Source organism: Streptomyces sp. BB1-1-1, from assembly GCF_031597775.1.
Taxonomy (GTDB): domain Bacteria; phylum Actinomycetota; class Actinomycetes; order Streptomycetales; family Streptomycetaceae; genus Streptomyces; species Streptomyces thinghirensis.
This window is the reverse complement of the sequence record NZ_CP134203.1, coordinates 1875098-1888897: the sequence shown is the minus strand read 5'-3', so window position 1 is coordinate 1888897 and position 13800 is coordinate 1875098. Positions and strand designations below refer to the sequence as shown.

General features: G+C 67.8%; 9 protein-coding genes. 7 read left to right on the top strand and 2 right to left on the bottom strand.

Features of this window, described 5'->3' with window-relative positions; genetic code table 11:
* Nucleotides 1-2: 2 nt before the first annotated feature.
* The gene (locus RI578_RS08720; RefSeq protein WP_310870570.1) at nucleotides 3-935 is read right to left on the bottom strand and encodes a VCBS repeat-containing protein; all 933 of its coding nucleotides are present in this window, start codon (nucleotides 933-935) and stop codon (nucleotides 3-5) included.
* A gap of 245 nt (nucleotides 936-1180) precedes the next feature.
* Nucleotides 1181-4987 carry a GH92 family glycosyl hydrolase gene (locus tag RI578_RS08715; RefSeq protein ID WP_310870569.1) on the bottom strand — a complete coding sequence of 1269 codons (3807 nt, stop codon included), beginning with the start codon at nucleotides 4985-4987 and terminating at the stop codon, nucleotides 1181-1183.
* Nucleotides 4988-5379: 392 nt separating this feature from the next.
* Here RI578_RS08715 and ngcE point away from each other — a divergent pair, with 392 nt between their 5' ends.
* The 7 genes from ngcE to RI578_RS08680 all read left to right on the top strand — a co-directional run bounded on the left by ngcE (nucleotide 5380) and on the right by RI578_RS08680 (nucleotide 13709).
* Nucleotides 5380-6828 (top strand): N-acetylglucosamine/diacetylchitobiose ABC transporter substrate-binding protein, encoded by a 1449-nt coding sequence (ngcE, locus tag RI578_RS08710; protein ID WP_310870568.1) that lies wholly within the window; start codon nucleotides 5380-5382, stop codon nucleotides 6826-6828.
* 85 nt (nucleotides 6829-6913) lie between these two features.
* The gene (locus RI578_RS08705) at nucleotides 6914-7840 is read left to right on the top strand and encodes a sugar ABC transporter permease (RefSeq protein WP_310870567.1); all 927 of its coding nucleotides are present in this window, start codon (nucleotides 6914-6916) and stop codon (nucleotides 7838-7840) included.
* Nucleotides 7841-7844: 4 nt separating this feature from the next.
* Nucleotides 7845-8768, top strand: coding sequence for a carbohydrate ABC transporter permease (locus tag RI578_RS08700; protein ID WP_310870566.1), 924 nt, complete (start codon nucleotides 7845-7847; stop codon nucleotides 8766-8768).
* Nucleotides 8769-9018: 250 nt separating this feature from the next.
* On the top strand, nucleotides 9019-10230 hold the full coding sequence (locus tag RI578_RS08695) for an ROK family transcriptional regulator (RefSeq protein ID WP_310875710.1): 1212 nt from the start codon (nucleotides 9019-9021) through the stop codon (nucleotides 10228-10230).
* Between the two features lie 133 nt (nucleotides 10231-10363).
* Nucleotides 10364-11467, top strand: coding sequence for a sugar ABC transporter substrate-binding protein (locus RI578_RS08690; RefSeq protein ID WP_310875709.1), 1104 nt, complete (start codon nucleotides 10364-10366; stop codon nucleotides 11465-11467).
* 161 nt (nucleotides 11468-11628) lie between these two features.
* Entirely contained in the window at nucleotides 11629-12420 is a 792-nt protein-coding gene (locus tag RI578_RS08685; protein ID WP_310870565.1) for an ATP-binding cassette domain-containing protein, read from the top strand.
* The gene (locus tag RI578_RS08680) at nucleotides 12417-13709 is read left to right on the top strand and encodes an ABC transporter permease subunit (RefSeq protein WP_310870564.1); all 1293 of its coding nucleotides are present in this window, start codon (nucleotides 12417-12419) and stop codon (nucleotides 13707-13709) included. Before RI578_RS08685 ends, RI578_RS08680 begins: the two co-directional genes overlap by 4 nt.
* Nucleotides 13710-13800 lie beyond the last annotated feature (91 nt).

Here is a 13800-nt window from a genome sequence, read left to right as displayed (position 1 = left end):
TCTCAGAACAGCAGGCGGTACGTGTTCCAGCCGCCGCTGCCGATCTTCACACGGGACTTGTACGGGGACGCGGCGTTGCCGGTGCCCTTGTACAGGTACAGCGCGCCGTTCTTCTCGCGCGCGACCAGGTCCGTGATGCCGTCGATGTCGATGTCGCCGACGGACACGATGTTGTTGTACGCGTTCCAGCCCCCACCGATCCGGGAGCGGGACGTGAACGGCGCCTTGTAGTTGCCGGTGCCCTTGTACAGCCACAGGACGCCCGACTTGTCCTTGGCGACGATGTCGGCCTTGCCGTCACCGGTGAGGTCGCCCTTGCCGGTGATGTGGGTGTAGGCGTTCCACCCACCGCCGACCCTGTAGCGCTGGGTCAGCTCGCCGTTGCCGTAGCCGAGGTACAGCCACAGCACGCCGGAGCTGTCACGGGCGAGCAGGTCGTCCGCGCCGGCGCCGCCGACGTTCGCCGGCGAGAAGAGCTGGTTGTAGATCTTCCAGCCGTTGCCGATGAACTGGTGCTCCTCGCTGTCCCACCGCAGGTGGTAGAGCTGGCCACTGCTCGTGACGTGCCAGATGGCGTCCGACCAACCGTCGCCGTCGTGGTCGGCCTGCGTCATCGCGCGGGCGGTCGCCCAGCCCCAGCCCGCGTTCCAGCGCGCGTCGAGCCCGCCCTCGAAGTCCGGGTCGTAGCTCCACAGTTCACCGTCGCCGTCCACACCGAACAGCGGGTTGATCGGGGCGTCGCCCGGCAGGGCGGTGGCGCCGTACTTCTCGGCGCCCGAGGGCTTCACGTCGATCTGCGGCCGGGAAGCGGTGCCTCCCGGTCCGTCGGCGGCGACGGCGCTGCCCGCACCGGTAACCACCAGGGCGGCGGTGAGCGCCGCAGCCGTGGCACGCGCCAGGGCGCGACGCGTGTTCAGGCCAGAGCTTTTGGCCACGTGTGTCCTCCAGTTGACGATGCGTTGAGGCATCCGGAACGGATCGCGGGCCGCCACGGCCCGGCATGATCCGGGATACTCCGTGATCCTTACACATGACGTTCACACGTCAATCAGATTTACGCCGGGGGACAGGAGCGGTACAGAACAGGTACGCAAGCGCAACGATGGGCCGTACAACCTTTTGCGGGGTACGCCGGTCACCCGGCGTACCCCGCACCGTCATCCCACGGTCACACTCACCCTCACGCCAGCAACTCCACCTCCGCCAGCGTGTGCTCACCGTCGAGAATCAGCCGGTACTTCGCGTACGTCCCCGGCGACTTCACCGAGAACGCCCGGGTCTGCCGGTCCCAGGCGAAGGACTCGCCCGAGCGCTCGTCCAGCGTCCGCCAGGTCGTGCCGTCGGCCGAACCCTGGAGCTTCCAGCCCGCCGGGGCCTTCGCGCCGTCCGCCGGCGATGTCAGCGTGTACTGGAGGGCCTTGGCGCCCTTCTCCGACACCGGCAGGTCCACCGACGTCACGGCCGCCTCGGTCGCCGACGTGTCGTCGAACAGGGCGCCCTCGCCCTCGACGGCGTCCGCGCGCGGGGTCGGCACCTCGTCGTCCTTGGTGATCGACACCGGTGCCGCGTTCTTGCCGGTGCCCCACGAGGAGGGCTTCGAGCCCATGTCGAACTCCAGGACGCCGCCCTTCGCGATCAGCGAGTGGGGGAGCGAAGTCGAGTTCCAGCGCTTGCCGTTGACCTTCAGGCCCTGCACGTAGATGTTCTTCGTGCTGTTCTTCGGTGCCTTGACGACCAGCTTGCGGCCGTTCTCCAGCTCGACGGTCGCCTTGGTGAACAGCGGGGAGCCGATGGCGTACTCGCCGCTGCCCATCACCAGCGGGTAGAAGCCGAGGGCGGAGAAGAGGAACCAGGCCGACTGCTCGCCGTTGTCCTCGTCACCGTGGTAGCCCTGCCCGATGTCGCTGCCCGTGTACAGGCGGGAGAGCACCTCGCGGACGTTCTTCTGCGTCTTGTGGGGCTGCCCGGCCGCGTCGTACATGTACAGGGCGTGGTGGGCGACCTGGTTGGAGTGCCCGTACATGCCCATGCGGACGTCCCGCGCCTCGGTCATCTCGTGGATGACACCGCCGTAGGAGCCCTTGAACTCCGGGGAGGCCGTCTCCGGGGTGGCGAGGTACTCGTCGAGCTTGTCGCCGAGACCGTCCCGGCCGCCGTACAGGTTGGCCAGGCCCCGGCTGTCCTGCGGGGCGGTGAAGGCGTAGCCCCAGCCGTTGGTCTCCGTGTAGTCGTAGCCCCACACGCGCGGGTCGTACTTCTCGGAGTCCACGCGCCAGTCGCCCGCCAGGTCCTTGCCCTGGAAGAAGCCGGCCTTGGAGTCGAACATGTTGACGTAGTCCTGGGCGCGGTTGAGGAAGTACGCCGACTCCTCCTTGTAGCGCTTCTGGCCCGTCTCCTTGTAGAGCTTCTCGCCCATCCTGGCGATGCCGTAGTCGTTGAGGTAGCCCTCCAGCGCCCACGACATGCCCTCGTGCGTCTCGGTGCTGGTGTAGCCGAGGAACGGCGAGGTCGCCATGCCCTTGCGGCCCACGCCCGAGGACGGGGGCACGACGGTGGCGTTCTTGACGGCCGCGTCGTACGCCGCCTTCGCGTCGAAGTCGACGCCCTTGACGTAGGCGTCGGCGAACGCCACGTCGGAGGAGGTGCCGGTCATCAGGTCCGCGTAGCCGGGGGAGGACCAGCGCGAGGTCCAGCCGCCGTCCTTGTAGTGCTGCACGAAGCCGTCGACCAGCTCACCGGCCTTGGACGGGGTCAGGAAGGAGTACGCGGGCCAGGTGGTCCGGTACGTGTCCCAGAAGCCGTTGTTGACGTAGACCTTGCCGTCGACGATCTTGGCGCCGGTCTCCGTCGGGGTGTCCTCCTTGACCGCCTTGGAGAACGGGGAGGCGTACTTGTACTTTCCGTCCACCTTCTCGTGGCCCGCGTTCGGGTAGAGGTAGAGCCGGTAGAGGCTGGAGTACAGGGTGGTCAGCTGGTCCTGCGTGGCGCCCTCGACCTCGACCTTGCCGAGGATCTTGTCCCACTGCTTCTGGGCGTCGCGCTTGACCTTGTCGAAGGAGGCGCGCTTCGGGATCTCCTGGCGCAGGTTGTCCTTCGCCTGGTCGACGCTGATCAGCGAGGTCGCGATGCGCAGGGTCACGGTGCGGTCCTTGCCCGCGTCGAAGCGCAGGTGGCCCTTGACGCCGCTGGAGTCGCCGCCGGTGACCTCGGAGTCGAACTCGCCGTGGACGAAGAGGCGGGTGGCGCCCGTGGACAGCCCGGACTTGACGTCCGAGTAGCCGCTGAAGGTGCCGTTCTCCTTGTCCAGGGTCAGGCCGGCCTTGTCCTCGACGTTGTCGAAGATCACGCTCGCGTCGTCACCGGGGTAGGTGAAGCGCATCATCGCGGCGTGGTCGGTCGGCGCCATCTCGGCCTTCAGGCCGTTCTCGAACCGTACGCCGTAGTAGTACGGCCGGGCGGTCTCGTTCTCGTGCCGGAAGGCCAGCTCGCGTTCCTCGCGGCCGGTGTCCGGGGTGCCGGAGGCGGCGGACGGCATCACCTGGAAGGTCTGCCGGTCGCCCATCCACGGGCTCGGCTCGTGGCTGGCGCCGAGCGCCTGGAGCGTCGGCAGGTTGTCCGCGTTGTTGCCGCGCGCGTAGTCGTACAGCCAGCTCAGCGAACCGGCGTTGGTCACCGGCGTCCAGAAGTTGAAGCCGTGCGGTACGGCGGTCGCGGGGAAGTTGTTGCCGCGGGAGAAGCTGCCGCTGGAGTTGGTGCCCCGGGTGGTCAGCGCGTAGTCGGAGAGGTGGGCCTTCGGCCGCTCCGGCTTCGCGCGCTCGATGGCCACGTCGTCCAGCCAGCCGCGGAACTTCGCCGGGCCCTTGGGGGAGTCGTACGCCACCAGGATCCGGTCGACGGTCTTGCCGGCCGCGACCGACCCGATCCCCGACCTCACGCTGTTCCACTGGTTGACGTAGAGGATCTTGGCGTCGCCCTGGCCGCGCGGCGTCAGCGGGAAGCCGTGCTGGTCCGTCGCCTTGAGGTCGCTCAGGTAGGTGCCGTCGGTGAAGGCGAGGTCGACGGAGACGTTCGTGGCGTCGTAGTCGAGGTCGCCGTCCGCCATCGACGGGAAGACCTTGTACGACAGCTCCGTGCGGCGGTCGACCTTCACGTCGACGTCGAAGACCTTGTTGTACGAGTAGGCCCGGCCGTCCGCGGTGTGCCGGCCGGCGTACTTGAGGGCCCGCTTGCCGGTGAAGCCGGCGCCCGCCTTCGCGGTCGGCGAGCCGCTCGGGCCGCGGTCGACGAGGGAGAGCATGTCCTCGGGGACGGGGGTGTCGGTGGCGGCGGTGGCCAGCTGGACATCGGCGAGCTGGAGCGCGTCGCCGGCGCCGTTGTTCTTGGTGATCTCCAGCCGGAAGTGCCGGAACTCGGCGGCCTCGGCGAGGTCGTACGTCTTCGTCTGGAACCGCTCGTCGAAGGACTCCCCGGAGCGGGTGTCCAGCGTCTGCCAGTTCTCGCCGTCCGCCGAGCCCTTCAGCGTCCAGTCCACCGGGTCGCGTTCGTCGTGGTCGTTGGCCGAGGTGAGCGCGTATTTGGCGATCTTCGCCGGTTCGTCCAGGTCGAACTCGACCCAGCCGGTCTTCTCGAAGGTCAGCCACTTGGTGCCGGGTCCGCCGTCGACGAGGTTCTCCTTCACCTCCCCGCCGCCCGTGTTCTCGGCGCTGGCCCGCACATCGGTGACGTGGTCGGTCACGTTGCCCGGTATGCCGGTGCTGTAGCCGCCGTCCACGCCCGCGGACCGCTTGCTGCCGTCCGGGCCCGTGTCCACGGTGCTGAGCCAGTCCGGAACCGGGTCGTCCGCCTCGAACGACGAAGCGAACTCCCGGTCGGTCTTGGCGGGCGCGGCGGGCAGCGCGACCGCCGCACCCTGCGAACCCACCGCCAAAGCGAGGGCGGTCGTCATCACGACCGCCGGACCCCATCTGTGCCGAACTCTGTACTGCATGCCCTGGCCACCCTCCCTGCGCTGGGGACAACGTTGTCAACTCAACTGCGCAAGGACCAGTAGGGGTCAAGTGGCATGTGATGTCAAGGGTGTTGGATGTGGCGTTCGGGGCTTATGCCGGGGATTCTTCCGGCAAGTGGCACACGGGCCACTCATATTTCCGGGAGGTCTCAACTCGGAAAAGACGTACCGCCAACCTTGCATTCGATCTTGCTCAGCTGGCGGGAAGTGGACTATACCTGTCGGCCATTGGGGGTTCAGGGGGGAATCGCGAATTCGGGACCTCCCAAGCGTCCGAACAGCACTTCCTGCACGACCCAGCGTGACCCGATCGCGGTGCCGGGGAGGATCCGGTTCACCGCCTGAGTCCTGGAGAAGGCGAGGACTTGAGCATGGGATCCACTTCCGCCGAGAACAACGGTAAAGGCGTCGGCCGCCGCGATCTGATCAAGCGTTCCGCCGCGCTCGGCCTGATCTCCGTACCGACCATGAGCTTCCTCTCCGCCTGCGCGAGCGGCGGCGGGGACGACCAGGAGAAGGCCGAGGCGGGCAAGAAGACCGCCGAGAACCCGCTCGCGGTCAACGACAGCGCCCAGATGGAGTTCGTCCTCTTCGACGGAGGCTTCGGCAAGGAGTACGCCGAGGACGCCGTGAAGCTGTACGAGAAGGCCTTCCCGAAGGCCACGGTGAAGTTCTCCGCCACCCAGAAGATCCAGTCCACCCTGCAGCCGCGCTTCAACGGCGGCAACCCGCCCGACCTCGTCGACAACTCCGGCGCCGAGCAGATGGACATGGGCGTCCTGGTCGGCAAGAAGCAGCTCGCCGACCTCACCCCGCTGCTGGACGCCCCGTCCTACGACGACCCGAACAAGAAGGTCCGCGACACGCTGCGCCCCGGCATCGTGGAGATGGGCCAGTTCGACGGGGACCCGGTCTGGATCCTGTACTACGCCTACACGGTGTACGGCAACTGGTACTCGCAGAAGGCCCTGGACTCCCTCGACGCGGAGTACCCGAAGACCTGGGACGAGATGCTCGCGGTCTGCGAGAAGGCCAAGAAGAAGGGCATGGCCGGCTGGACGTACGCGGGCAAGTACCCGTACTACATCCCCTTCTCGATGTCCCCGATGATCGCCAAGGTCGGCGGCGTCGAGGTACTGAACGCCATCGACAACCTGGAGCCGAACGCCTGGAAGCACCCGGCGGTCAAGACGGTCTTCGAGGCCTGGTACGAGCTGTACAAGAAGGGCTACATCCTCAAGGGCACCCCGGGCCTGGACCACATCCAGTCGCAGACCGCCTGGGCCAAGGGCGACGCCCTGTTCATCCCCAACGGCTCCTGGGTGGAGAACGAGTCGGCCAAGGTCATCCCCGCCGACTTCGGGCTCGCCGTCTCCGCCCCGCCCGGCATCGACGACTCCGACAAGATGCCCTTCGGCACCATGTGGGCCTCCGGCGGCGAGCCCTTCATCGTCCCGGCGAAGGCGGCCAACGGTGCCGGCGGCATGGAGCAGCTGCGCATCATGCTGAGCGAGGCCTCCTCGAAGAACTTCACCAGCAAGGTGAAGTCGCTGAGCGCCTACAACGGCGGCACCGACGGCATCGAGCTGACCCCGGGTCTCAAGTCCGGCGTCGCGGCGCTGGAACTGGCCGGCGAGAACGTGGTGAACCCGCGTATGCAGGACTGGTACGTGCAGCTCCAGAAGGAGAAGATCGGCGTCTCCTGCCTGGGCGAGATGATGGCCGGCCGGCTGACCCCGGCCGAGACCATCAAGAAGATCCAGGGCTACGCCGACGACGCCGCCAAGGACTCGTCGATCAAGCACTACAAGCACCAGTGAGGACGCGTCACCAGGGCCTGTCCGGCGCCACCGCGCCGGGCGGGCCCTGGCGGCGCCACCCGCGCGCAGATCGGGGTCGGTAGCAATGCAGCACGGCAAGTACCGGTTCATCGTGGGGTTCCTGGCGGTTCCCCTGGGGCTGTACGCGCTTTTCGTCATCTGGCCGTTCATCCAGTCCATCTACTACTCGTTCACGGACTGGACGGGCCTGAGTCCCGAGTTCTCGATGGTCGGCTTCGACAACTACTCGCGGATGCTCGACGACGACATCTTCTGGAAGTCGTTGCAGCACAGCGTGATGTTCGCCCTGCTGGTGCCGCTGGTCACCCTCGGCCTGGCGCTGTTCTTCGCCTTCATGATCAATGTGGGCGGACGCCGCCGCCGGGGCGGCCCGGCGATCACGGGGGTCCGCGGCTCGGGCTTCTACAAGATCGTCTACTTCTTCCCGCAGGTGCTCTCCATCGCGATCGTCGCCCTGCTGTTCCAGTTCGCGTACAACCCGGACAGCGGCGCGATCAACTCCCTGCTGCGCGGCATCGGCCTGGACTCCGTCCAGCCGCTGTGGCTCGGTGACCCGAACATCGCCCTGTGGTGCGTGATGGCGGTGCTCGTCTGGTCCACCGTCGGCTTCTTCGTGGTCCTCTTCTCCGCGGGCATGGCCTCCATCCCGGCGGAGCTGTACGAGGCCGCGCTGCTGGACGGGGCCAACCGCGCCACCACCTTCTTCAAGGTCACCCTGCCGCTGCTGTGGGACACCGTGCAGTCCGGCTGGGTCTACATGGGCATCCTCGCGCTCGGGGCCGAGTCGTTCGCGGTCGTGCAGATCATGACGACCGGGCCCGGCGGACCCGACTACTCGACCACCGTGATGGTCCTGTACGTGTACCAGAAGGCGTTCCGGGACGGTCAGGCCGCCTACGCCACCACCATCGGCGTCGCCCTGCTCGTCGTCACGCTGGCCTTCGCGGCCGTCGTGATGCGGCTGGGCCGGCGCGAGCGGCTGGAGTACTGATCAGATGAAGACGACCGAGACCCCCGCCCCCGTACCGGCCGAGTCCGGCGCGCCCGTCCGCAAGGGCGACGCACCGCCCAGCGGGCCCCGCAAGGGGAAGAAGGAGGGCACCACCCTCAACGTCTTCTCCCACGGCGTGCTCGTCATCTGGGCGATCATGGTCGGCATGCCGCTGGTGTGGGCGGTGATGACCTCCTTCAAGGACGACGCCTCCATCTTCGGCTCGCCCTGGTCGCTCCCCGACAAGCTGAACTTCGACAACTGGTCGCGGGCCTGGTCCCAAGCCCACATGAGCGACTACTTCCTCAACACCGTCATGGTGGTGGGCGGCTCGCTCGTCGGCACTCTGGTGCTGGGTTCCATGGCGGCCTATGTACTGGCCCGGTTCGAATTCCCGGGCAACCGGTTCATCTATTACTTGTTCATCGCCGGCATGAGCTTCCCGATCATGCTCGCGCTGGTCCCGTTGTTCTACGTGGTGGACAACATGGGGATGCTGAACACCATCCACGGGCTGATCCTGGTCTACATCGCCTATTCGCTGCCCTTCACGGTGTTCTTCCTGACCGGGTTCTTCCGCACCCTGCCCAGTTCGGTGGCGGAGGCCGCGTTCGTGGACGGGGCCTCGCACACCCGGACGTTCTTCCAGGTCATGCTGCCGATGGCCAAGCCGGGCCTGATCAGCGTGGGGATCTTCAACTTCCTGGGGCAGTGGAACCAGTACATGCTGCCGACCGTGCTGAACACGGACCCGGACAAGCACGTCCTCACCCAGGGCCTGGTGCAGCTGGCGGTCAGCCAGGGCTACAAGGGCGACTGGTCGGGCCTGTTCGCGGGCCTGGTGATGGCGATGCTGCCGGTCCTGGCCGCGTACATCATCTTCCAGCGCCAGGTGGTCCAAGGGCTCACGGCGGGCGCCCTGAAGTAGCGCTCCCGACCGCCGCGCATGCCGCTCCCGTACGAACGGGGGCGGCATGCGCGCGTGTGTGCGGCCAGGGCCTGTCGGGCGGATCCCCTCGCGTCCGCGACAGGATCCGCCGGACAGGCCCTAGGTGTGCCGGACACCCGGATGCGGTTCAACCTCTTGACGGGAGGGGACCCGAACGGCTCAGCTTAGAGTTCACTAGTTGGACATGGAAGGGGCCTCATTGAAGCGGCCCCTCGCGCAGGAGGTCGTCGTGGAGACTCCCGGGTCGCAGTCGTCGCTGCACCGAGCCAACCTGGAACGGGTCGTACGAGCGGTACGGCTCGCCGGGTCGCTCACGCAGGCGGAGATCGCGAGGACGACGGGCCTGTCCGCGGCGACGGTCTCGAACATCGTGAGGGAACTGAAGGACGGCGGAACGGTCGAGGTCACGCCCACCTCGGCGGGCGGCCGCCGGGCCCGCAGCGTCTCGCTGAGCGGGGACGCCGGCATCGTCATCGGCGTGGACTTCGGGCACACGCATCTGCGGGTCGCGGTCGGGAACCTCGCCCACCAGGTGCTCGCCGAGGAGTCCGAGCCGCTGGACGTCGACGCGTCCTCGGCGCAGGGCTTCGACCGGGCGGAGCAGCTGGTCAACCGGCTGATCGCGGCGACCGGCATCGACCGCACGAAGATCGCCGGAGTGGGCCTCGGCGTGCCCGGCCCGATCGACGTGGAGTCCGGGACGCTGGGCTCGACCGCCATCCTGCCCGGCTGGGGCGGCACCCGGCCCGCCGAGGAGCTGCGGGGGCGGCTCGGCGTGCCGGTGCACGTGGACAACGACGCCAACCTGGGCGCCCTGGGCGAGCTGGTCTGGGGCAGCGGCCGGGGGGTGCGGGACCTGGCGTACATCAAGGTCGCCAGCGGCGTCGGCGCGGGCCTGGTGATCAACGGGAAGATCTACCGCGGTCCCGGCGGCACGGCGGGCGAAATCGGGCATATTACACTCGACGAAGCCGGTCCCGTCTGCCGCTGCGGAAACCGGGGCTGCCTGGAGACCTTCGCCGCCGCACGCTACGTGCTCCCGTTGCTCCAGCCGAGCCACGGCACCGACCTGACGATGGAAGGCGTCGTGCGGCTGGCGAGGGACGGCGACCCGGGCTGCCGTCGGGTGATCGCCGACGTCGGCCGGCACATCGGCAGTGGAGTCGCCAACCTCTGCAACCTGCTCAACCCGAGCCGTGTCGTCCTCGGCGGCGATCTCGCCGAGGCCGGTGAGCTGGTGCTCGGCCCGATCCGGGAGTCCGTCGGCCGCTACGCGATCCCCAGCGCGGCACGTCAACTCTCCGTGCTCCCCGGGGCACTTGGGGGGCGTGCGGAGGTGCTCGGAGCGCTCGCCCTCGCCCTCAGCGAGATGGGTGATTCAACCCTTTTGGACGGAAGTGCGACCGGCGCTCTGTCGGCGGCCACCCCTGCCTTCACTTAGAGCACGGATGGCACCGTTGTCATCTCGTTAAGGATTTACTTCTTGACGTCGCACGTGTGGCCGAGTTGACTTCCAGCCACCTCGGCCGCAACGACGCGGCCTCGTCAGGGAGGTTAGTGAAGTGAACACGCGTATGCGTCGTGCCGCCGTTGCCGTTGTCACCACCGCGATGGCGGTCTCGCTCGCCGCTTGCGGCAGCGCCGCGGAGTCCGACGAGAACAGCGACTCCTCGGGCTCCGCCGAGAAGAAGGGCGACGACATCAAGGTCGGTCTGCTCCTTCCGGAGAACCAGACCGCGCGCTACGAGAAGTTCGACAAGCCCTTGATCGAGAAGAAGGTCAAGGAGCTCACGAACAACAAGGGCGAGGTCGTCTACGCCAACGCCAAGCAGGACGCCACGCTGCAGGCGCAGCAGGTCGACACGATGATCACCAACAAGGTCGACGTGCTGATCGTGGACGCGGTGGACTCCAAGGCCATCGCCGGCTCGATCACCAAGGCGGAGCAGGCCGACATCCCGGTCGTCGCCTACGACCGCCTGGCCGAGGGTCCGATCGACGCCTACACCTCGTTCGACAACGTCACCGTCGGCAAGACGCAGGGCGAGGCCCTCCTGAAGGCGCTGGGCGACAAGGCCAAGGACGGCCAGATCGTCATGATGAACGGGTCCTCCACCGACCCGAACGCCGCCCAGTTCAAGGAGGGCGCGATGTCCGTCCTCGAGGGCAAGGTGAACATCGGCCGCTCCTACGACACCAAGGAGTGGAAGCCGGAGAACGCCAACTCCAACATGCAGGCCGCCATCTCGGCGCTCGGCAAGGACAAGATCATCGGCGTCTACTCCGCCAACGACGGCATGGCGGGCGGCATCATCACCGCCCTCAAGCGCGCGGGCATCGCCGACATCCCGGTCACCGGCCAGGACGCCGAACTCGCGGGCGTGCAGCGCATCGTCACCGGCGAGCAGTACATGAGCGTCTACAAGTCCTACCCGCAGGAGGCCGCGGTCGCCGGCGAGATGGCCGTCGCCCTCGCCCAGGGCAAGTCGCTCGACTCCATCGCCAAGGACAAGGCCGACAGCGCCACCACCAAGGGCATCCCGACGACGCTGGTCCCGGTCGTCTCGCTGACCACGGAGAACATCAAGGAGACCGTCATCAAGGAGGGCTTCTACACGATCGACGAGATCTGTGGCGGCAAGTACAAGGCGGCGTGCGACAAGATCGGTCTCAAGTAAGCAGCCCCGCCTCCCGTACCGCCTGAGCGCGTACGGGACCGGCTGCACGCAGCTTCCTCCGGCGCCCCGCGTCAACAGCCCCGCAAGCTAGGCGGGGCGCCGGACGGAACCCCCCCCGAAAACTTCTGCACAACCTCCCGCCGGGTCAGGCGGCGAAGGAGATGGTTCACGTGTCCGCTACGCCCGTGCTGGCGTTGCGCGGGGTCTCCAAGCGATTCGGTGCCGTCCAGGCGCTCACCGACGTAGAGCTTGAGGTCCACGCCGGTGAGGTGGTCGCCCTGGTCGGCGACAACGGAGCCGGAAAGTCCACGCTGGTCAAGACGATCGCCGGCGTGCACCCCATCGATGAGGGCTCCATCGAATGGGACGGCAAGGCCGTCTCGATCAACAGGCCGCACGACGCCCAGAACCTGGGCATCGCGACCGTCTACCAGGACCTCGCGCTGTGCGACAACATCGACGTGGTCGGCAACCTCTACCTGGGCCGGGAGGTCATCAAGCGCGGTGTCCTGGACGAGGTGGAGATGGAGCGCCGCTCCCGCGAGCTGCTGGACACGCTGTCCATCCGCATCCCCAGCGTCCGCATCCCGATCGCCTCGCTCTCCGGCGGTCAGCGCCAGGTCGTGGCGATCGCCCGGTCGATGCTCGGTGAGCCCAAGCTGGTCATCCTCGACGAGCCCACGGCCGCCCTCGGTGTCGAGCAGACCGCACAGGTCCTCGACCTCGTGGAGCGGCTGCGCGAGCGCGGTCACGCCGTCATCCTCATCAGCCACAACATGGCCGATGTGAAGGCGGTGGCCGACAAGGTCGCCGTCCTGCGCCTCGGGCGCAACAACGGCGTCTTCGAGGTCAAGTCGACCTCGCAGGAAGAGATCATCTCCGCCATCACGGGCGCCACGGAGAACGCCGTGACCCGTCGTGCGGCGCGCACCAATGGGGAGATCAAGAAGTGAGCATCGACAAGACCTCCACACCCGCCGAGGACCACGCGGTGGAGAACCCCGACGCCCCCGCCGCCGCGGCCACCGTCGTCGACCCCCGGCTGCTCGTCCGCGAGCAGGGCCTCACGGGCTACCTCGGCGAGTTCAAGCGGAAGATGAAGGCCGGTGACCTCGGGTCCATCCCGGTCGTCGTCGGTCTGCTGATCATCTGGGCCATCTTCACCAGCCTGAACTCCAACTTCCTCACCGCGGGCAACTTCTCCGACATGTCCGTCGCCATGGTCGGCACGGGCATGATCGCCGTCGGTATCGTCTTCGTCCTGCTGCTCGGCGAGATCGACCTGTCCGTCGGCTCCGTCAGCGGTGTCGCGGGCGCCACCTTCGCGGTGCTGAACATCACGCACGGGATGAACGAGGTGCTGGCCCTCGTACTGGCCATCCTCACCGGCACGGTGGCCGGCGCCATCCACGGCTTCTTCTTCGCCCGCATCGGCGTCCCGGCCTTCGCCGTGACGCTCGCCGGACTCCTGTTCTGGCAGGGCTTCATGCTGCAGATCCTGGGCAGCAACGGCACCATCAACCTGAACTCCGACGGCATCGTCGTCAAGCTGACCAGCTACTACTTCAGCGATGTGGCCGCCGCCTACGGCCTGGCGATCGTCGTGACCGCGGGGTACTTCCTCTCCGCCTTCTTCGACAACCGCCGCCGCGAGGCCGCGGGCGTGCCGTCCCGGCCGCTGAACGAGATCATCGTCCGCACGGTGCTGCTCGCGATCCTGGCCTTCGTCGTGGCGATCGTCTTCAACCAGTACAAGGGCCTGCCGCTGGCCGTCGTGATCTTCCTCGCGTTCCTGCTGCTCACGGACTTCGTACTGCGCCGCACCGCCTACGGCCGCAAGGTCTTCGCGCTCGGCGGCAGCGTCGAGGCGTCCCGCCGTGCCGGTATCAACGTCGAGCTGGTCCGGATCTCGGTCTTCGCGATCGCCGGCACCTTCGCCGCGATCGGCGGTCTCTTCGTCGCGTCGAAGATCGCCTCCGCCAACCAGGGCGCGGGCACCGGTGAGTTCCTGATGAACGTCATCGCCGCGGCCGTGATCGGCGGCACGTCCCTCTTCGGCGGCCGCGGCCGCACCTGGGACGCGCTGCTCGGTGTGATGGTCATCGTCTCGATCCAGTACGGCCTCGCCCTGGAGGGCATCGCCTCGCCGGTCCAGTACATGATCACCGGTGGCGTGCTGCTGGCGACCGTCGTCATCGACGCGGTCACCCGCAAGACCCAGAAGACGGCGGGACGCGCCTAGGCGCACACCGCCCGGCCCGGGCGCATCACCCGCCCGCCCCGGGGCGCACCACCCCACCGCCCGCCCGAGCTGAGCCCTCGGGCGGGCGGTG